This is a genomic window from Roseateles sp. P2_H4 (assembly GCF_056403315.1).
On the sequence record NZ_JBFUFR010000020.1, the window covers coordinates 1 to 18,975 of the forward strand.

Genomic DNA, 18,975 nt, shown 5'->3' on the forward strand with positions numbered 1-18,975 from the left:
GTGCAGGGCCTGCACGGCGCGGGCGATCTCGGCACGGTCGGGCACGCGGCCGCCCAGGGCCTCCAGCGCGGCGTCGTCCACGCGCACCAGCAGCAGCGGCAGCTCGGCGCCCGGCGCCAGCGGCCCGCGCCAGCCCATCTGCCAGTCCAGCTGCCATTGGTCGGGCCGTTCCAGGACGGGCATGTCGGCCCGCCCCGCCAGCATGGCGAAGCCGAGCAGCGCGGCCGCAAGGCCGATCAGCAGATAGCCCAAGCCTGCTGCGCGTCTCAATCCAGAGACCCCAGGCGCTGTTCAAGGCGCTGCACCTTGTCGGCCGTCCAGGCCACGGCGGAAACGCACTGGCTGGCGTCGCAACGGGTGCCGTTGAGGGCCTTCTGCAGACGCACCGGGTAGCGCGGCTTGATGCCCCGCGTCTGCGGGCCGGCGGGCTCGACATCGACCTCGCCGGTCTTCACATGCACGGCGGTGGCGCGGTCATCGCCGACCTCGACGCTGAACTCGGTGCCGCGCACGGCCGTCACGGCGGTCGGCGTGCGGACCCGCCAATTGCCACCGACGGACGGCGTCACACGCTGGCCGATGAGGCCGGTTTCCAGCAGGAATTCGGCGGTGCGCGGTTGACCGGCGGAGGCGCTGAAGACCTCGATGCGCAACTGGCTCTTGTCGGCCAGCACGAGGACGGAACCGTCGGTGAACTTCAGCCGCACGCGGCCGGCGGCGCCGGTGCGCAGCGTGGTGCCGACGTCGAGCTTGTCGCCCACCGCCAGCGCCTTGCCGTCGACTCGTTGCGCCTCGCCACTGACGGCCAGCACCTCGCAGGCCTGCTGGGCAAAGGCCGCTGAACTCAGCAGGGAAAGACACAAGACCAGGGCACGCATTTCAAGACTCCTATCGACTCGGATCACCAAACAGGGCGTATCCGGCCCAGTAGAACGGATGCGTCCAACGGCCGCCACCGAGAGTTCCCTCGATCATCCCCATTTGAGCCATGCGCAGGGCCTCGGCGCGCGGGGCCTTCGCGGAGAAGGTGGCTGACGTCAGCGCCGCGGCCGACGAGGTCTCGACGGCCCAATGCGTGGCCAGCACGGAACGGCTGCCGGCGAAGAAGAAGCCGCGAACCAGGCCCGACATGGCCGCCCCGCCCTGCTCGCCGGCGGCGGTGTTGCAGGCCGACAGCAGCACGGCCTGGGCGTTCAGGCGCAGCGTCAGCACATCGTCGAGTTCCAGCAGCGGCGACGCGCCCGCGTCCTTGCCTGGAGCCAGGGCCAGCGCCGGCTTGGACACACCGGGCAGCTCGCCCGGCATCAACCCGTGCGTGGCGAAGGCGACCATGCGGCGGTCGGCCAGCGGCGCGGCCAGCACGGCCTCACGCGTGGCGGCGGCGCCGAGCAGCAGATCGGCCTGGGCGTTCGCGCCCAGAGCCTTGGCCAACGCTGTCAGCTCGGCGCGAGTCTCGGGCAGGGGCGGGATGTCGCCATAGCTGAAACCCCAGGCGGCGTCGTACTTGGTGGCGCCGCTTCCCAATGCCGCGCGACCGGGCTTGGCGCTGGACTTGAACTGCGGGTCGCCGACGCCGAACAGCGGCTTGGCCGCCGACGCCGGTGCAGCCGCACGGCGCAGCGCGAACAAGGCGCCGGCCGAAGGCAGCTGGGTGACGGCCATGCGGCGGGCGACGAAGGCAGCGGGCTCGGCCGAGGTCAGCGCGGCGGCAAACGGCATCGCGGCCAGCGCGCCGTCGGCCGCGACAAGCAGGCTTTTCACGTCGGCGCCGGGCTGCAGCGGCGCGACGAGTTCGCGCCAGACCTCCTGCAGTCCCGCCACCGGCAAGGTCGGCGACCGTCCGGTGCTGAGGTCCAGTGCCGCGCGGATCTGTGCCACCTTGTCGGCCCAGCCGGCCGCGCCGATGCTGGAGGCCGCGAAGCGTGTCGGCGCGCCGGGCGTGACCCACCAGGCCAGCGTCGCGCCCTCCAGCGGCTGCAGGACGAGCAGGGCCTCGCCGGGCGACATCAGCTTCTGCAGCGTGGCCGGCCCCGGCAAGGTGGGCGTGACGAGATCGGCGTAGGCCGGGTAGGCCTTGGCGACGCGCTCGCGCTGCGCGTTCAGCGCCTCGCGCGCGGCCTGGGCCTGCTCACGCCCCGCCGTCACCTGCTCGCGCAGCGCAGCAAGCTCGTCGGCCATGGCCTTCTGCCTCTTCTTGCGCTCGGCATCCGGCAAGGCCTTCAACTCGGCCTTGGTCTCCTCGCTGCCGTTGCGGCGACGCAGGCGGTCTTCCTCGCTCAACTGGGTGGCCAGGGCGCCGTTGCGCGAGCTGGCGGCGGCGCGCAGATTGGCCTCCTCTTCCAGCAGGCCGCGCAGGGCCGGCGTGGCGGCCAGCAGGCGAGCGGTCGCATCGGTCAGCGCGCGGTGGGCGGCGCCGGCCTGCAGGCGGTCGGCCACCTGCATGGCGCGGTCGGTCCACGCGGGCTCCAAGGTCTCGCCACGCAAGGCCCGGGCGCCGACTTCACGCAGGAACTCGTCGAAGGCCAGGCCCAGCACGAAGCCGCGGGCGCCGTTGAGGTCCAGGTCCTGCCAGCCGCCGGGGCTGTCGAGCAAGGCCGTGAACAGCGGCTGGTAGTCGCTCCACGCGCCGGCCATGTCACCCTTGAGCAGGCGCACGAGGGCGCGCACGCCGCTGGCCTCCTGCGTCTGCGGGTGGGCCTCGCCGTAGAGACGCTGGCGGTAGCGCAGGATGCGCTCGACGGCGTCCATGGCCTCGTCGAAACGGCCGTTCTTGGCGGCCAGCAGCGCGCGCAGCCGCCAGTCGCTGGCGCGGTCCCTGGCCAGGCTGTCGGCCGGCAAGCTGGCCAGGAAGTCGCGGTAGAAGGCATCGGCCTCGGGCCAGCGGCGCAGGCCGATCAGCGCCCTCACCTGCTCCTGGCGCGCCAGCCAGCGCGTGTGGCTGGCAGCACTGGCGCCGGAGCGCTGCAGCATGTCGTCGGCCCGCTGCGCGTTCTCCAGCGCCGCAGCGTATTGGCGGGCGGCCACCTGGGCCTGGCCGAGGCGGTAGCTCCAGCGCGCACCCAGCGCCTCGCTCAACTGGCCGGCCCGCCACAGCGCGAGATTGCCCTGCGCCACCTGGATGGCCTCGGGCGCGCGGCCGTGGCGCACCAGGGCATAGACCAGCATGCCCTGCGAGCCGTCATACCAGCCATAGGCATCCTGCACGGCCGGGTCGCGTGGCGGGCGCTGGCCACCGCCGGGAAGCTTGCGTGCGTCCTCCACGCCCTTCTGCGCCAGGCGCACGGCCTCGCGCATCGTCGCCACGGCATCACCCAGTCGCCCCTCCCAGCGTTCGATCTCGGAGCGCACCTGCAGGTGGTCGACGCGCAGCCGCAGCGTCGCCGCCGGGTCGCGGTCTCCGAGTGCTTCCTGCGCCTGCTTGACCAGGCTCTGCGCGCGCGACCACATGCGCTCCATGACCGCGCGGTCGCGCGCCTGAGCCAGCGCGTAGACGTGGCGCAACGCGGCCGCCGCCCTCGTGGGCAGGCTCAGTGTCGTGTCGCTGGCGAAGGCGTCCGCCGCCACCATGGACTGGCCCGAGCTGCCCCAGATGAACTCGGCGCTGAGGTATTGGCGGATCCAGATCTCGCCGCCGGGCTGGCTGCGGCCCAGCGTGGCGAGTTCGCGCAGCAGCTCTACATATTTGCCGCGCTGCTCCAGCGCCTGCGCCGCGCGGGCCTGGCGCTGCAGCAGCGCATAGCGGGCCGCGGGCTCGGCGGGCAGCGGCTGGTTCAGCAGGGCCTGGGCTTCGGCCGCGGCCATGGCGACAGGGGCCTCGCCGTCGTCCTCGTCTTCCACCTGGGCAAGGGCCAAGGACGCCGCGGCCAGCAGCAGGCCGCCCAGCCAGAACTTGTAAATCCTCATGCCCCCACCTCCTGCGAAGGAATGCTAGGGCTTCAGCGGAAGCGGCGGCAGGCGGTCTGCCCGGATACTCGCGCCGCAAAAAAATACTTCAGGGAGTTCCCATGACGCTTTCCGACTTGGCACGCCGGCTGCGCAGCTGCGCCCTGCTGCTGCTCGTCACGGCCTGCGGCGGTGGCGGTGGCGGTGGCGGCGGCACGCCACCCCCTCCGCCTGTGCAGGCCACCGCGCCCAGCATCACCACCGCGCCTGCGGCACTGACCGTCGACGATGGCGCCGTCGCGAGCTTCAGCGTGTCGGCCCAGGGCACGGGCACGCTGAGCTACCAGTGGTCGCGCAACGGCGCGCCCATCGCCGGCGCCACATCGGCCACGCTGTCCCTGTCGACCGCGCAACTGGCCGACCATGGCGCGCAGTTCAGCGTCACCGTCAGCAATGCTGCCGGCAGCACGACGAGCACGGCCGTCACGCTGAGCGTGCGGGCCATCGCGATCAGCCTGCAGACCGACCTGCCCGCCACCACGCAGGCCGAGGCGGGCGCCAGCCGCAGCTTCAGCATCGAGGTGCGCGGTTCGCAGCCGCTGACCGTGCAGTGGCTGCGCGACGGCGCCCCCATCACAGGCGCCACGGCGTCCAGCTATACGATGGCCGCCCTGCATTACGGCGACGACGGCGCGCGCATCTCGGCCCAGATCAGCAACGCCGCCGGCTCGGTGCAGAGCCAGGCCAGCCGCATCACCATCGCCGCCAAGTCGCCCAAGCTGATCACGAGCTGCCAGGAGATCACGCAGCCCGGCAGCTACACGCTGGACCGCGACATCGCCGCGATGCGCGACGACGGCAAACCCTGCATCGACATCCACGACACCAGCGATGTGCTGCTGGACTGCGCCGACCATGAGATTGCCAACACGATCCACGCGCTCGGCGTCCACGCGCTGCACATCACCAACGCGGACCGCGTCGCGCTGCGGCATTGCCGTATCCGCGCGGGCTGGAACGACATCCGCAAGAGCCGCGACCTCAGCATCACCGACAACGCCATCTCGCCCGGTGACCTGGCGCAGCCAAGCATCTTCAACGTGCAGAACGTCGAACGCCTGCGCTTCGACGGCAACCAGCTGACGGGCTCCTACCAGCACTACTACGCGAGCAATTCCACGATCTCCAACAACAAGGTGAAGACGGTGCCCAACGAGGTCGTGGCCGCGCTGCTGGTGCTCAATATGGGCAGCAACAACCGCGTGATCGGCAATCAGCTAGACGGCAGCTGGGACTCCAAGGTGGCCAGCTGGAATGGCGCCGACGATGGCATCGTGCTGGGCGACGAAGCGTCGGCCGTGGTCAGGAACAACCAGATCACCGACGTCTGGGATTGCGGCATCGAATGGGTCGGCGACATGAACAACGCCGTCATCCAGGGCAACCGCATCACGCACGCGGCCTATTGCGGCATCGGCGGCTGGTATTTCTCCAGCCTGCACGACACCCAGTTCCTCGACAACGTCGTCGAGCGCAGCGGCCAGCTCTTCGCCTTCTTCCGCGCCTACTGCCTGCGGCCGGCCGGCTGGGACCAGGACAAGATCTTCCCCGCCGACACCGCGGTGCGCCTGGAGAACAACCGCTTCGAGAACAACAGCATGCGCGATGCCATCTCCGGGCCGCAGGCCTGGGCGGCCTACTTCAACCTCAGCTTCGCCTTCGGCGTGAAGGAGGCTTGCAGCCAGGGCATGCACGACCAGTTGCCCCAGCCGGCCGACTTCCACCTGACCAACAACATCTTCAAGAACAACGACTTCGGCACGGCACAGAAGCCGCCCTACTTCGACCCCTCGCTGCGCAACGCCATCGTGGACGGCGGCGGCAACATCTGCAGCCCGTCCAGCGAGGCCGGCTTCCCGCTCAAGTGCAACCCGGCGCCGAAGAACTAGCCCTGGCGCAGATGCCTGGCCGGCAGCTGCGCCACCAGCAGCAACGACGCCATCAACCACATCGGCGCGACCAGGGCCGTGGCGGCGGCGAGGATGCCAAAGCCGGCGGGCATCGCGACCGTCGCGCCGTTGACGGTCAGCATGCGCAGGCCCAGGGCCTGGCCGTGACGGTCGGGCGGCGTCACGTGATGCAGCATGGCCAGGATCATGGGCTGCACCGAGCCCAGCGCGACGCCGAGCACCGCCGAGCCCAGCATCAGGCCGCCCGTGCCGGGCAGCCAGGCATAGGCCATGAAGGTCAGCATCGCGACGACCATGGCCGTGCGCAGGGCCTTGACCTCGTCGAGGTCGTCGGCAAAGCGCACGATGGCCAGGCGCACGCAGGTGGCCGCGGCCGCGAAGCTGCCCAGCACGATGCCGATGCTGACCGCCGACAGGCCGCGCGCATGGCCCACCACGGGCACGACGAAGCTGTGCGCATCCCAACAGGCCGACAGCACCAGGTTGACGAGGATCAGCCGCCGGAAGGCGGGCAGCCGGAACAGTTGCCAGGCGGCGCGCTCGCGAAAGCTCTTGGTCAGCGGCTCCGGCAGATGGCGCGGCACCTTCTGGGCCAGGCCCCAGGCCAGCAGCGGCAGCAGCGCCGCAAAGCCAAACGCGGCCGTCATGCCGGCATGGTCGATCAGCAGGCCCGCGATGACGGGGGCCAGCGCGTTGGACAGGGCCGGGCCCAGGGCCATCCAGCTGAAGATGCGCTTGAGCTCGCCCGGTTCGTCGGCCATCAGGCCGGCCTCGCGCTGCATGGCCACGGCCGCCACCGCGACCGCACCGCCGCACAGCAGGCAGCCGGTGGCAATGGCCCAGAGCTGCTGCACCGTCAGCGCCAGCAAGGCGCCCACGCCGGCCATGATGACGCCCATGCCGACCGGGCGATGAAAGCCGTGCCGGTCCGCCAGGCGGCCGGCCCACAGCGACAGGCCGATGGGCGCCACGGCAAAGAGGCTGAGCAGCAGGCCGACCGAGGCCTCGCCGTAGCCGCGGTTGAGCACCCACAGGCTGGCCGTCACGCGCGTGACGGCCATGCAGGCATGCACGCAGATCAGCGTGGCGATCAGCCACACGAAGGCATGGCGCAGGCTCTTGGGGTTGGGCGTGCCACCGCTGCTTGCAGTCACTCGGCGTCCTCGCCGAGGCTGAGCTGCAGCAACTGCTGGGCCGCGTCATCCGGCAGGGCTTCCACGCCCTTGAGCTTGCGCGTCATCGCCCGCGTGCGCACCTCGGCGTCGTTCAGCGTGTTGCCCGCTTCATCGAGTTTCTTCTTCACCTTGGACAGCACGTCGCCGAACTTGCCGAACTCGGTCTTGACGGCACCCAGCACTTCCCAGACCTCGGCCGAGCGCTTCTCCAGCGCCAGCGTGCGGAATCCCATCTGCAGGCTGGTCAGCGTGGCCAGCAGCGTGGTCGGGCCGCAGAGCATGACCTTGTGTTCGCGCTGCAGGGCCTCCATCAGGCCGGGGCGGCGCAGCGCCTCGGCATAGAGGCCCTCGGTGGGCACGAACAGGATGGCGAAGTCGGTCGTGTGCGGCGGGCCGATGTATTTCTCGCGAATGGTCCTGGCCTCCAGCCGCAGCCGGCCCTCGATGGCCTTGCCCGCGGCGTCGGCAGCGGGGGCGTCGGCGCGCTCCTGGGCATCGAGCAGGCGCTCGTAGTCCTCGCGCGGGAACTTCGCATCGATCGGCAGCCAAAGCGGCTGGCCGTCGTCGCGCTGGCCGGGCAGCTTGACCGCGAACTCGACCCGCGCACTGGAGCCGGGCAGCACCGCCACATTGGCCGCGTACTGCTCGGCCGTGAAGACCTGGTCCAGCAGGCCTGCCAACTGCACCTCGCCGAAGACACCGCGCGTCTTCACATTGGTCAGCACGCGGTTCAGCGAGCCGACATCGCGCGCCAGGTTCTGCATCTCGCCCAGGCCCTTGTGCACCTGCTCCAGGCGATCCGCCACCTGCTTGAAGCTCTCGCCCAGGCGCTGCTCCAGCGTCGCGTGCAGCTTCTCGTCAACGGTGGCGCGCATCTGCTCGAGCTTTTTCTCGTTGTCCTGCTGGATGCTGGTCAGGCGCAGCTCGACGGTGTGGCGCAGCTCGGCCATGCGCTGCTCGTTGTTCGTCGACATGGCCTTGAGCTGCTCGCGCATCGCCTCGGTCAGGCGCTGCATGGCCTCGGTCTGGGCCTGGGCACTGCGCAAGGCGGCGGCGTCCTGGGCCTCGCGGGCGGCCAGCGCCTGCTGGGCCTGCGAGTTGCTGTTGCCCTGCAGGCCTTGCGCCAGCACCTGCTGGAACTGGGCCAGGCCCTGCACCAGCTCCTGGCGCGTGCCGCTGGCGCTGCGGCCCAGCTCGTCGCGCAGCTCGCGCTCCAGCCTTTCGTTGCTCTGCAGCAGCTCCGGTGCCACGCCGGTTTGCGGTTTCTGGCGAGCCCAGATCAACACCAGCAACACCAAAACCAGGGCCATCAGGCCCAGCAGCAACACGTCGAACAGGCTCATGCGGCCCATTGTCGCCCGGTCCGCAATCGCTTTCATTGGTATGTTATTGGTATCACGTAAAGTCGACCATCTGGTATTTCATTGGCATCTTGAGGCGACGATGGAAAGACGGCGTTTTGTTTTGGGCCTGGGTGGTGCAGCGACCTTGAGCGGCTGCGGAGGCGGTGGCAGCCCTGCACCGGCGCCCTCCCCCGCACCGGCACCGGCACCGGCACCACCCGCCGGGCCGGATTGGGACAGCCTTTCGCGGCAGATGCAGGGCCAGCTGCTGCTGCCGGCGCAAAACGATTTCGACCGCCTGCGTCGCGGCGCCAACRCCCGCTACGACGCCCAACTGCCACTGGCCGTGGCGCGCTGCGCGAGCGCGACCGACGTCGCCAGCGCCCTCGCCTTCGCCAAACAGCAGAAGCTCGCCTTTGCCGCCCGCAGCGGCGGCCACAGCTATCTCGGCGCCAGCATCGCCAGCAATGGCCTGCTGCTCGACGTGGGCGCCATGGACGGCGTGCAACTGGACGGCGAACGCGCCACCGTCGGCGCCGGCGCCAAGCTGTCCGACGTCTACGAAACGCTGATCACGGCCGGCCGCTGCATCCCCTCGGGCAGTTGCGTCAGCGTCGGCATCGCCGGCATCACGTTGGGCGGCGGCATCGGCGTGCTGGATCGCGCCCACGGCCTGTCCTGCGATGCGCTGCTGTCGGCCCGCGTCGTCACCGCCGACGGCCAGCAGCTCGAATGCAGCGACACGCAGCGGCCCGACCTCTTCTGGGCGCTGCGCGGCGGTGGCGGCGGCCAGGTGGCCCTCGTCACGTCGCTGACCTTCCAGACCCATGCCGTCGCGCCGCTGACGCAGTTCGGTGCCAGCTTCGCGCTGAGCGAGCTGCCCGCCGTCATGGCGGCCTGGCAGGCCTGGCCGCAGAGCTTGCCGGACACGGTCTGGTCCCAGCTCGCGCTGTCGGGCCAGGGCGCCTATCTGTGGGGCATCGCCATCGGTGATGCGGCCGGCGTGCAGCCGCACTGGAGCGGCCTGCTGGCCCGCATCGGCCGCACGCCGCCGGATGCCACGTTGCAGGCGCGCACGTATCGCGACGTCATGCTCGGCAGTTGCGCCGCGCTGAGCCGCGCCCAATGCCATCTGCCCAGCCAGAACGCCAGCGGCCGGCTGGGCCGCGTCGCCATGGCCGCCAGTTCCGACTACTTCGACACGCCGCTGGACGCCGCCGGCATCGCCGCCCTGGGCACAGCCCTGCAGCAACGCCGCGACAGCGGCCGCGCTGGTGCGGTGCTGCTGAACCTGATGGGCGGAGCGATCGCCCGCGTCGCGCCCGATGCCACGGCCTTCGCGCACCGCCGCGCCCTCTTCAGCGCCCAATACCTGGCCGAGTTCCCGGTGACGGCAGCGGCGGCGACGCTGGACGAGGCCGCGACCTGGACCCACGGCATGCGCACGACGATGCAGGCCTGGAGCAGCCGCGGCGCCTATGTGAACTATCTGGACGGCCTGCTGGCCAGGCCGTCCGAGGCCTGCTACGGCGCCAACCTCGCGCGGCTGCGCCAGATCAAGCAGGCCTGGGACCCGGCGGGCCTGTTCAAGGCCCTGCCCGAGCTAGTTTGAGACCAGCGGCAACACCACGCGCGGCAGCTCGGCCTCGATCAAGGCCTCCAGCGCCTTCACGCGCTGCTCGGTCGTCGTCGCGGCCCAGGGGTTGGCAGCCGCCTCGGCGGCCACCGCCAGGCGGCTGGCCACGGCGAGCGACTGCTCGCGCTTGAGCTTGAGGTCGCTGAGGTCGATGAGGGCGACGCGGATGGACACATAGGGCGCGAACACCGGCTGGCCCGGCTGTCCATCGAAGCCGATCTGGGCACCGGGGCGCTGATCCAGCACAAAGCCCGGGCCTTCCAGCGTCGCGAGGATGCGCGCCGGCAGCGCAGCGGCCAGCGCCGGCTCCTGGCGGCTGCGGGTGACGAGCAGCAGCTTGGCCGCGCCGCTCTGGCGTACCGCCTCGCCCAGCTTGCCGGGCAGGCTGAGCTTGCCATCGACGAAGAGGTTGGCCGGATCACCGAAGAGGCTGCGCGTGCCCGAGGTGTAGAGCTTGACCTCGCGGTCCTTGCCCGAGGCCGTGATGGCGCCGTTCAGGGCCTGCAGCACCGCGTTGTCCAGGCCGCCCGCGGGCGAGGCCGTCCAATCGCCCGACTGCACCGTGTCGCCGCGCGCCGGGCTCAGGGAGATGAGCTGCACGTTGTCGCCGAGCAGGGACAGCACCGCGAACTTGTTGGGGTCGCGCGGCGTCTTGTCTTCGACGACGGGCTGGGTCGGCAGCGGGGGCTGCTTGTTCTTCAGCGACTGGCCGAAGGCCAGTGCGGGCAACAGGGACAGCAGGCAGATCAGGCGGCGGTTCATGCAGGAATGACTTGGGGGTTCAGCGGCGTCAGCGGCGCGGCGCCAGTGAGGGCCGCGACAAGATTGTCGGCGGCCAGCATGGCCATCGCATTTCGCGTGGGCATGGTGGCGCTGGCGATATGGGGTGTCAGCACGACATTGGGCAGGGTCAGCAGGGCCGGGTTGACCTGGGGCTCGCCCTCGAAGACATCGAGGCCGGCGGCGGCAATGCGGTTCTCGCGCAGCGCCTCGGCCAGTGCGTTCTCGTCGACGATGCCGCCACGGGCGATGTTGACGAGGGTGGCCGTCGGCTTCATCAGCGCGATCTCGGCCGCGGCGATGCAGTGGTGGGACTCGGCCGAGTACGGCAGCACGAGGATGAGGTGGTCGGCCTGGCGCAGCAACTCGTCCTTGGACAGGTAGCGCGCACCGAGTTCGGCCTCGGTCTCTGCCGGCAGCCGCGAACGGTTGTGATAGACGACCTTCATGCCGAAGCCGAAGCGGCCGCGCCGCGCAATGGCCTGGCCGATGCGGCCCATGCCGAGGATGCCCAGCGTCGAGTTATAGACGTCGGAGCCGGCCAGGAAGTCCCAGGCCCAGCTCTTCCAGCGCCCATCGCGCAGCAGGCGCTCGCCCTCGCTCATGCGGCGCGCGGTGGCCATCAGCAGCGCGAAGCCGAAGTCGGCCGTCGTCTCGGTCAGCACGTCGGGCGTGTTGGTGACGAGCACGCCGCGCGCCGTGCAGGCGGCCAGGTCGATGTGGTTGTAGCCGACGCTCATCGTGCAGACGACCTTCAGCCCAGGGCAGGCGTCGAGCAACTCGGCCGTGATGCGCTCGGTACCGGTGATGTAGGCGCCGGCCTTGCTTGCCAAGCGTGCGCGCAGCTCGTCCGGGCTCAACGGCGCCTCGCCCTGATGGAAGTCCACATCGAAACGAGCCGACAGCTTCTGCACCACATCCGCGGGTGCCCGCCGGGCAATCAAGACCTTCAATGCATCCATATCCACGCCATCACGCAAAGTAGCGGCAGCAGCACCGCGCCCGACCAGAGCAGATAGCCGCCGAAGCTCGGCATCTTGACACCTCGCTCCTCGGCGATCGCCTTGACCATGAAATTGGGCGCGTTGCCGATATAGGTCATGGCGCCCATGAAGACGGCGCCGCCGGAGATGGCAGCCAGCACTTCTGCGCCCTCGCCCATCAATGTCTGGGCGTTGCCGCCAGCGAGGTTGAAGAAGGCGAGATAGGTCGGCGCGTTGTCCAGCACCGAGGACAGGCCGCCGGTCAGCCAGAAATAGGCGGTGGGCGAATCCAGCATGGCGGCCAGCGGGGCGAACACGCCGGCCGGGCCGGCCTTGAGCATGGCGATGACGGGCACCATGGTCAGGAAGATGGCGATGAAGAGCTTGGCCACTTCTTCCATCGGCGCCCAGCTGAAACGGTTCTTCTCGCGCACGCCGGCAGGCGTGATCCACAACGAGAGCACCGTCACGCCGGCCAGGCCCAGGTCGCGCACCAGGGCCTGCAGCGGCAAAGGCGTACCCCAGAGGTCGAAGACGATGCCGGGCTTCCAGGTGCCGCTCATCAGCACCAGGCCGACGGCTGCAGCCAGCGGCAGCAGGTTGATGGTGCCTTCCAGGCCAAGCTTCGGCGCATCGGGCGTCGGGTCGGCCGGCGTGATGCCTTCCTTGCGGTAGAGCCAGGCATCGATGACCCAGAACACCGCCAGCAGGCTGGCCAGCAGGAACAAGGTCTCGGGCAGCAGCTGGCCGGCCGTCCAGAAGAAGCTGACGCCCTGCAGGAAGCCGAGGAAGAGTGGCGGATCGCCCAGCGGCGTCAGCGAGCCGCCGACATTGCTGACGATGAAGATGAAGAAGACGACGACATGGGCGTTGTGGCGGCGGTTGTCGTTGGCGCGGATCAGAGGCCGGATCAGCAGCATGGACGCGCCGGTCGTGCCCATGAAGCTGGCCAGCACGGCGCCAAGCAGCATCAGGCCCGAGTTCAGCGCCGGGCTGCCATGCAGATTGCCGCGGATGAAGATGCCGCCAGCCGTCGTGTACAGCGCGCCGAGCAGGATGGTGAAAGGCAGGTATTCCTCGACCAGCGTGTGCACCAGCACCCCGCCTGTCTCCCCCAGTCCAAAGCTGAGCGAAAACGGGACCAGCAGGGCCAGCGTCCACGCCCCGGCGATCTTGCCGAAGTGGTGGTGCCAGAAGGCCGGCGCCGCCAATGGCATGACGGCAATCGACAGCAGCAGGCCAGCGAACGGCGTGGCCCAGGCCAGGCCGAGTTCAGCACCTGACAGCGCCATCAGTCTTCCAGGAAACGGGTGAACTCGGCCACCGGCGCACGCTCGGTGACGAGGCTGTTCTCGACAGCGTCCGGGTCGGCATAGCCCATGGACATGCCGCAGACCACCATCTGCTCATCGCTCAGCTGCAGCTCCTCGGCAATGACGCGGTGGAACTGCGTGAAGGCCGCCTGCGGGCAGGTGTGCAGGCCGCGCGCGCGCGCCGCGACCATGATGTTCTGCAGGAACATGCCGTAGTCCAGCCAGGAGCCCTGCTGCATGACGCGGTCGATGGTGAACATCAGGCCCACCGGTGCGTCGAAGAAGATGAAGTTGCGGCCATGCTGGTGCTGCATGCGCGCCTTGTCGGTCTTGGCAATGCCCAGCAGGCCGTACAGATCCCAACCCACCTTGCGGCGGCGGTCGATGTAGGGGCTGCGCCACTCGGTGGGGTAGTAGGCGTACTCCTCCTTGTGGGCGGCGTTCTGCGCGGCGTCGAGATAGGTGGCCTGGATGCGGCCGGCCGTGCGTTTGAGGGCCTCACCGGTCAGCACATGCACCTGCCAGGGCTGGGTGTTGGTGCCCGAGGGCGCCCAGGACGCGACCTCGAGGATGTCCTCGACGGTCTGGCGCGGCACCGGCGTCGGCAGGAAGGCGCGCAGCGAGTGCCGGGTCTTGATGGCGGCATCGACCGCGGCGGTCTGCTCGGGAGTCGGCTGGACAAAACGGCTCATGGCGTCAGGGTCTTCAAGGCAGTGAGGTAGGAAGCGGGCAACTCGGCCACCGGGCGGCGGTTGTCGCGGTCGACATAGACATGCACGAAATGACCCCGCGCCGCGCAGGTGGCGGAGCCTTCGGCGAACAGGCCGATCTCATAGCGCACGCTGGAGCGGCCCTGCTGGGCCACGCGCACGCCGGCCTCGATGCGCTGCGGGAAGGCCAGCGACTCGAAGAAGTTGCAATGCGTCTCGACGACGAGGCCGATGACCGCGCCGCCGTGGATGTCCAGCGCGCCGGCCTCGATCAGCAAGCTGTTCACGGCCGTGTCGAAGAGGCTGTAGTAGACGACGTTGTTCAGGTGACCGTAGACGTCGTTGTCCATCCACCGGGTGGTCAGGGAGACGAAGCGCGGGTAGGCGTCGCGCGCGTCGGGCTGGGGGCGGGTCGTCATGGGGGGCATTCTTCCATGCACGTCCGCGGGCTCTGCTTTACTGGGCCGATTGCGGCTTATGCACTTGCACGATGTGAATTTCCGGAGCGACACTGGGCCGTTAGACAACGATTTCACAACGGCTGGCAAGGAGCTCGCATGAACCGATTCCGAGTAGTGGGTTTTGCATTTGCACTGGCGGCCGTTTTCGGCGCCCAGTCCGCGCTGGCCGACAACGCGACCAAGGACGACGCGGTGGCCACCGTCAAGAAGGCTGTGACCTTCATCAAGGCCAACGGCAAGGACAAGGCCTATGCCGCGATCACCGCCAAGGACCCGCAGTTCGTCAAGGCCGACCTTTACATCGTCGTCTACGGCATGGACGGCAAATGCCTGGCCCATGGTGCGAACGAGAAGCAGGTCGGGCGCGACCTGATCGACCTCAAGGACATCGACGGCAAGGCCTTCATCCGCGAGCGCGTCGAACTCGGCAAGTCCAGCCCCAAGGGCTTCTGGCAGGACTACAAGTTCACCAACCCCGCAACGAAGAAGATCGAGCCCAAGCAGATGTACTGCGAGCGACTGGACGAGACCATCGTCTGCGGCGGCATCTACAAGTAAAGCGCGCCGCATGGCCGGCCATTGCTGCCCTGCCGCCGGGCCCGCCCCGGCGGCCATTGACTAAGGCTGAAGATGAAGCTGGCTTCAAAGATGTTGCTGCCGCCGATGGCGGCGCTCGCCGTGGTGCTGGCCATCGGCCTGGGCAACAGCATGCTGTCCCTGCGCGAGGTCGTCGCCTCCAACGAAGCCGGCCAGCAGCGCAATGACGTCTTCATGACCACGGTGGCCGTGCAGACCCAGGTGGGCGAGATGCACGGCGGTGTCTATCGCACCATCGCACTGATCGCCTCGCTGGACGATGCCAAGGTCAAGGTGCTGCGCGCCCAGCTGAAGACCCAGGTCGACGGCCTCACCCGCACGCTGACCACGCTGGCCGAGATGGAGGCCACGCCTCCCGAAACCGACGTCCACATCAACGCGACGCTGCCGCTGCTGAAGGCCTATCTGGCCAAGGCCGATGCCGCCATCGACCTGGCCTCGGTCGACCCCAACACCGGCGTCGCCGCGATGCAGGACGCCGAGGCGCGCTACAAGGAAGTGGCGGCGCTGACCGCCAAGATCGTGCAGAGCATGGGGGCCGACCAGCAGACCGCCGCCGATGCCCAGCAGGCCTACGCCAATAAACGCGCCTGGCTGTTTGCCCTCGTCTCGCTGCTGGCCGCCGGCATGGGCATGGGCCTGCTCCTCGTCAACCAGCGCAAGATCGCGGCCGACGTCAACGCCTCGCTGGCATTGGCCGAAGCCGTCGCGGCGGGTGATCTGACGCAGCGCGCCACACCGCAGGGCAAGGACGAACTGGCCGGCCTGATGCGGGCGCTGAACCAGATGTGCGAACAGCTGGGCAGCACGGTCGGCGAGGTCATGCTGGTGGCCGACTCCATCCGCACCGCATCGGCCGAGATTGCCTCAGGCAACCAGGACCTGAGCCAGCGCACCGAGCAGACGGCCTCCAGCCTGGAGATCACCAGCTCCTCCATGACCCAGCTGACCGGCACGGTGCGCCAGAGCGCCGACAGCGCCCAAACCGCCAACCAGCTCGCCACCAGTGCCGCGACGGTGGCCCATCGCGGCGGCAGCGTCGTGCAGCAGGTGGTGGACACGATGAACGACATCACCGCCTCCAGCAAACGCATCGGCGACATCATCGGCGTCATCGACGACATCGCCTTCCAGACCAATATCCTGGCGCTGAACGCGGCCGTGGAAGCCGCGCGCGCCGGCGAGCAGGGCCGCGGCTTCGCGGTCGTGGCCGGCGAGGTGCGCAGCCTGGCAGGCCGCAGCGCCGCGGCGGCCAAGGAGATCAAGACGCTGATCGGCGCGAGCGTGGAGCGCGTGGAGTCCGGCGCCCGCCTCGTGCAGGACGCGGGCTCGACGATGACGGACATCGTCGGCGCCGTGCAGCGCGTGAGCGACATCATCGGCGAGATCAGCAGCAGCGCCGTGGCCCAGAGCCGAGGCATCGACGACGTCACCCAGGCGGTGACCAAGGTCGACGACATGACGCAGCAGAATGCCGCCCTCGTCGAAGAAAGCGCCGCGGCGGCCGAGTCGCTGCGTGAACAGGCCCAGCGCCTGGCGCAGGTGGTCAGCCGCTTCCGCGTGCGCTGAGCCAGCTTGCCCAGGACTGGGCGGCCAGATTCAAGGTGTTCACCTGCACGGCGACCGTCGTCGCCAGGTCGTGGCCATAGCCTCCCGCCATGCTCAAGGCGACCGGAACGCGGCGCTCGCGCAGCGCGTCCAGCACGCGGCTATCGCGCTCGGCCAGGCCYGCGTAGCTCAGCTTCAAGCGCCCCAGCCGGTCACCCTCGTGGGGGTCGGCCCCAGCGAGGTAGAAGGCCAGGTCCGGCCGGATGCGGCACCAGACCTCGTCCAGGGCGGTGTCCAGCGCGGCGAGGTAGTCGGCGTCGCCGCAGCCGTCGGCCAAGTCCACGTCCAGGTCGCTCGCCTCCTTGCGGAAGGGGAAGTTGCGCGCGCCATGCATGGAGAAGGTGAACACCGTGTCGTCGTCGCGGAAGATGGCCGCCGTACCATTGCCCTGGTGCACGTCCAGGTCGATGACGAGGACGCGCAGCAGGCTGCGATGCCCCCTCGCCCATTCGGCCTGCATCAGCCGCGCCGCCACGGCGACGTCGTTGAAGACGCAATAGCCCGAGCCCTTGTCGGCATAGGCATGGTGGGTGCCGCCGGCCATGTTGGCAGCGACGCCCTCCTGCAGCGCCGTCCGCGCCGCGGCGATGCTGGCACCGACCGAGCGGCGGGAGCGTTCGGCCATGGATTCGGACCAGGGGAAGCCGATCTCGCGCTGCTGGGCGGCGCTGAGGCGGCCGAGCAGCACCGCGTCGACATAGTCGGGCGTGTGGGCCAGGGCCAACTCGCCCTCGGTGGCGGCCGGCGCCGGCTGCATCCTCAGCAGCCCCGGCTCGCGCTCGAAATGCTCCCGCAACAGGCGGTACTTCGATTGCGGGAAACGATGCCCAGGTGGCAGCGCCAGGCTGTGGGCGTCGGAATGAAAGGCCAGCATGTCCGCCACGATAGCCCGGGGCCTTTGTCACAGGTCGACACCCCTAATTTGCTGCACTGCACAAAATAGTTCTTGCAATCTGGCGCCGGACCCCTATCATTCAGTTCATGTTGCAGTGCAGCAAAAGAAGCACAGCAAACGGTTCAACCACCTGAAATCGGAGTAACACCATGCTGACCGCTGAACAAGTCCTCGCCGCCCACAAGGCCAATGTCGAAACCCTCTTCGGCCTGACCAACAAGGCTTTTGAAGGTGTCGAGAAGCTCGTCGAGCTGAACCTGCAAGTCGCCCGCACCGCCCTGAGCGAAGCCGCCGACACCACCGCTGCCGCCCTGTCCGTCAAGGACGCCCAAGAGCTGCTGTCCCTGCAAGCCGCCCTGCTGCAGCCGACCGCCGAGAAGGCCGCTTCCTACAGCCGCCACATCTACGACATCGCTTCCAGCACCGGCGCCGAAGTCGCCAAGGCTGCTGAAGCCAAGTTCGCCGATGTGCAGAAGAGCTTCACCGCCGTCGTCGACAACGCCGCCAAGAACGCCCCGGCCGGCACCGAGAACGCCGTCGCCCTGGTGAAGTCGGCCGTCGCCGCTGCCAACAACGCTTTCGAGTCGGTCCAGAAGGCCACCAAGCAAGCCGTTGAAGTGGCCGAGTCCAACTTCCAGGCCGCCACGTCGCAAGCCGTCAAGGCCACGCAGACCGCGACCCGCGCCAGCAAGCGCGCCGCCTAAGCCACAGGCTTCTGCCTCCCGAAAGCCCGGTGCACACGCACCGGGCTTTTTCTTTTTGGCGTGCCGTTCACGAACGGGCCTGTCGATTCGTCGGCGGCCGGCGTCGATTCACCGATTCGCGGCCGCGACCGCCCGCAAGCCGAGGTCTACTGACGCCCAGTTCAAAGACAAGACCGGGAACCGCCTCATGCACGCCCAACGCATCCGCAGCCGTCATCACCACGCTGGCCACCGCATCGTCTTCGGCGTCGCCGTCGTCGGCGTTGGCATCCTGGCACTGCTGGACAACTTGCACTTCTTCGACCTGCCGCTGCTGAAGACCTTCTGGCCGCTGGCCTTGTCGCTGTTCGGCTTGGGCCGCATGGTGTCGGGCCGCCACGCCGGGCAGTGGTTGTTCGGCCTGGCGCTGGTCGTGTTCGGCGTCGTGATGACGGCCAACCACCTCGGCTATATGCAGTTCCGCCCACGCGACTGGTGGCCCGTCATCATCATCCTGGCCGGCCTGTCCATCCTCATGCGCGGCCTGTTCCCGCGCTATCGTCGCCAGGCAGCCGACACGCCCGACACCTCCTCGCTGGAGCATGGCGACCGCGTCAACATCGACGCCAGCTTCAGCGGCGTCACCCAGCAGAACGACTCCCGCAGCTTCAAGGGCGGCCGCATCGACGTGCACTTCGGTGGCGTGGAGCTGGACCTGCGCCAGGCGGTCATGGATGGCCCCGAGGCCGTGCTGGAGATCTCGGCCCGCTTCAGCGGCGTCGAGCTGCGCGTGCCGCGCGACTGGCAGGTCGTCGTCGACATCGCTCCCACGCTGGGTGGCGTCGAGGACAAGACCGTGCCGCCGATGAACCCGACCCAGCGCCTGGTGGTGCGCGGCGAAGCGACCTTCGGCGCCGTCGAGATCAAGAACTGACGCGC

General features: G+C 69.2%; 17 protein-coding genes. 6 read left to right on the top strand and 11 right to left on the bottom strand.

Annotated elements, in window-relative coordinates:
* From AC1DW3_RS15980 to AC1DW3_RS15990, 3 genes are all read right to left on the bottom strand, one after another.
* On the bottom strand, positions 1 to 270 hold a 270-nt coding region (locus AC1DW3_RS15980; RefSeq protein WP_477932614.1), incomplete at its 3' end, for a hypothetical protein.
* Positions 267 to 878: a FecR family protein gene (locus AC1DW3_RS15985; RefSeq protein WP_477932616.1), complete on the bottom strand. Its 612-nt coding sequence runs from the start codon at positions 876 to 878 to the stop codon at positions 267 to 269. The genes AC1DW3_RS15980 and AC1DW3_RS15985, both read right to left, overlap by 4 nt.
* Before the next feature lie 10 nt (positions 879 to 888).
* A complete protein-coding gene (locus tag AC1DW3_RS15990; RefSeq protein WP_477932618.1) occupies positions 889 to 3,903 on the bottom strand; it encodes a CHAT domain-containing protein in 3,015 nt (1,004 codons plus the stop codon).
* A 101-nt stretch (positions 3,904 to 4,004) separates the two neighbouring features.
* Here AC1DW3_RS15990 and AC1DW3_RS15995 point away from each other — a divergent pair, with 101 nt between their 5' ends.
* Positions 4,005 to 5,831 (top strand): right-handed parallel beta-helix repeat-containing protein, encoded by a 1,827-nt coding sequence (locus AC1DW3_RS15995; protein ID WP_477932619.1) that lies wholly within the window; start codon positions 4,005 to 4,007, stop codon positions 5,829 to 5,831.
* Here AC1DW3_RS15995 and AC1DW3_RS16000 read toward each other — a convergent pair.
* Both AC1DW3_RS16000 and AC1DW3_RS16005 read right to left on the bottom strand, forming a co-directional pair.
* Complete coding sequence (locus AC1DW3_RS16000; protein WP_477932621.1) at positions 5,828 to 7,006, bottom strand: MFS transporter; 1,179 nt, start codon at positions 7,004 to 7,006, stop codon at positions 5,828 to 5,830. The genes AC1DW3_RS15995 and AC1DW3_RS16000 overlap by 4 nt on opposite strands.
* Positions 7,003 to 8,370: a DNA recombination protein RmuC gene (locus tag AC1DW3_RS16005; RefSeq protein ID WP_477932623.1), complete on the bottom strand. Its 1,368-nt coding sequence runs from the start codon at positions 8,368 to 8,370 to the stop codon at positions 7,003 to 7,005. Before AC1DW3_RS16005 ends, AC1DW3_RS16000 begins: the two co-directional genes overlap by 4 nt.
* Before the next feature lie 100 nt (positions 8,371 to 8,470).
* Between AC1DW3_RS16005 and AC1DW3_RS16010 the strand changes: the two genes are divergently transcribed.
* Positions 8,471 to 9,982, top strand: coding sequence for an FAD-binding oxidoreductase (locus tag AC1DW3_RS16010; protein ID WP_477932625.1), 1,512 nt, complete (start codon positions 8,471 to 8,473; stop codon positions 9,980 to 9,982).
* Here AC1DW3_RS16010 and AC1DW3_RS16015 read toward each other — a convergent pair.
* From AC1DW3_RS16015 to AC1DW3_RS16035, 5 genes are read right to left on the bottom strand one after another with little or no spacing between them, the layout of a single operon-like run.
* On the bottom strand, positions 9,974 to 10,768 hold the full coding sequence (locus tag AC1DW3_RS16015; protein WP_477932627.1) for a hypothetical protein: 795 nt from the start codon (positions 10,766 to 10,768) through the stop codon (positions 9,974 to 9,976). The genes AC1DW3_RS16010 and AC1DW3_RS16015 overlap by 9 nt on opposite strands.
* Positions 10,765 to 11,748 carry a 2-hydroxyacid dehydrogenase gene (locus AC1DW3_RS16020; RefSeq protein WP_477932629.1) on the bottom strand — a complete coding sequence of 328 codons (984 nt, stop codon included), beginning with the start codon at positions 11,746 to 11,748 and terminating at the stop codon, positions 10,765 to 10,767. The genes AC1DW3_RS16015 and AC1DW3_RS16020 overlap by 4 nt, the downstream gene beginning before the upstream one ends.
* Positions 11,736 to 13,061 carry a sodium:proton antiporter gene (locus AC1DW3_RS16025; protein ID WP_477932631.1) on the bottom strand — a complete coding sequence of 442 codons (1,326 nt, stop codon included), beginning with the start codon at positions 13,059 to 13,061 and terminating at the stop codon, positions 11,736 to 11,738. Before AC1DW3_RS16025 ends, AC1DW3_RS16020 begins: the two co-directional genes overlap by 13 nt.
* Positions 13,061 to 13,774 (bottom strand): nitroreductase, encoded by a 714-nt coding sequence (locus AC1DW3_RS16030; protein WP_477932633.1) that lies wholly within the window; start codon positions 13,772 to 13,774, stop codon positions 13,061 to 13,063. The genes AC1DW3_RS16025 and AC1DW3_RS16030 overlap by 1 nt, the downstream gene beginning before the upstream one ends.
* Positions 13,771 to 14,211 (bottom strand): acyl-CoA thioesterase, encoded by a 441-nt coding sequence (locus AC1DW3_RS16035; protein ID WP_477932635.1) that lies wholly within the window; start codon positions 14,209 to 14,211, stop codon positions 13,771 to 13,773. Before AC1DW3_RS16035 ends, AC1DW3_RS16030 begins: the two co-directional genes overlap by 4 nt.
* A gap of 138 nt (positions 14,212 to 14,349) precedes the next feature.
* Here AC1DW3_RS16035 and AC1DW3_RS16040 point away from each other — a divergent pair, with 138 nt between their 5' ends.
* Both AC1DW3_RS16040 and AC1DW3_RS16045 read left to right on the top strand, forming a co-directional pair.
* Positions 14,350 to 14,811, top strand: a complete 462-nt coding sequence (locus AC1DW3_RS16040; RefSeq protein WP_477932637.1) for a cache domain-containing protein — start codon at positions 14,350 to 14,352, stop codon at positions 14,809 to 14,811.
* Between the two features lie 72 nt (positions 14,812 to 14,883).
* Positions 14,884 to 16,419 carry a methyl-accepting chemotaxis protein gene (locus AC1DW3_RS16045; protein WP_477932638.1) on the top strand — a complete coding sequence of 512 codons (1,536 nt, stop codon included), beginning with the start codon at positions 14,884 to 14,886 and terminating at the stop codon, positions 16,417 to 16,419.
* On the opposite strand, the gene AC1DW3_RS16050 is transcribed toward AC1DW3_RS16045, so the two are convergent.
* A complete protein-coding gene (locus tag AC1DW3_RS16050) occupies positions 16,397 to 17,332 on the bottom strand; it encodes a histone deacetylase family protein (RefSeq protein ID WP_477932640.1) in 936 nt (311 codons plus the stop codon). The two genes, AC1DW3_RS16045 and AC1DW3_RS16050, sit on opposite strands and share 23 nt — an antisense overlap.
* Positions 17,333 to 17,502: 170 nt before the next feature.
* Between AC1DW3_RS16050 and AC1DW3_RS16055 the strand changes: the two genes are divergently transcribed.
* On the top strand, positions 17,503 to 18,057 hold the full coding sequence (locus AC1DW3_RS16055) for a phasin family protein (RefSeq protein WP_477932642.1): 555 nt from the start codon (positions 17,503 to 17,505) through the stop codon (positions 18,055 to 18,057).
* Positions 18,058 to 18,244: 187 nt separating this feature from the next.
* Positions 18,245 to 18,970 (top strand): LiaI-LiaF-like domain-containing protein, encoded by a 726-nt coding sequence (locus AC1DW3_RS16060; protein WP_477932643.1) that lies wholly within the window; start codon positions 18,245 to 18,247, stop codon positions 18,968 to 18,970.
* The last annotated feature ends 5 nt before the right edge of the window (positions 18,971 to 18,975 follow it).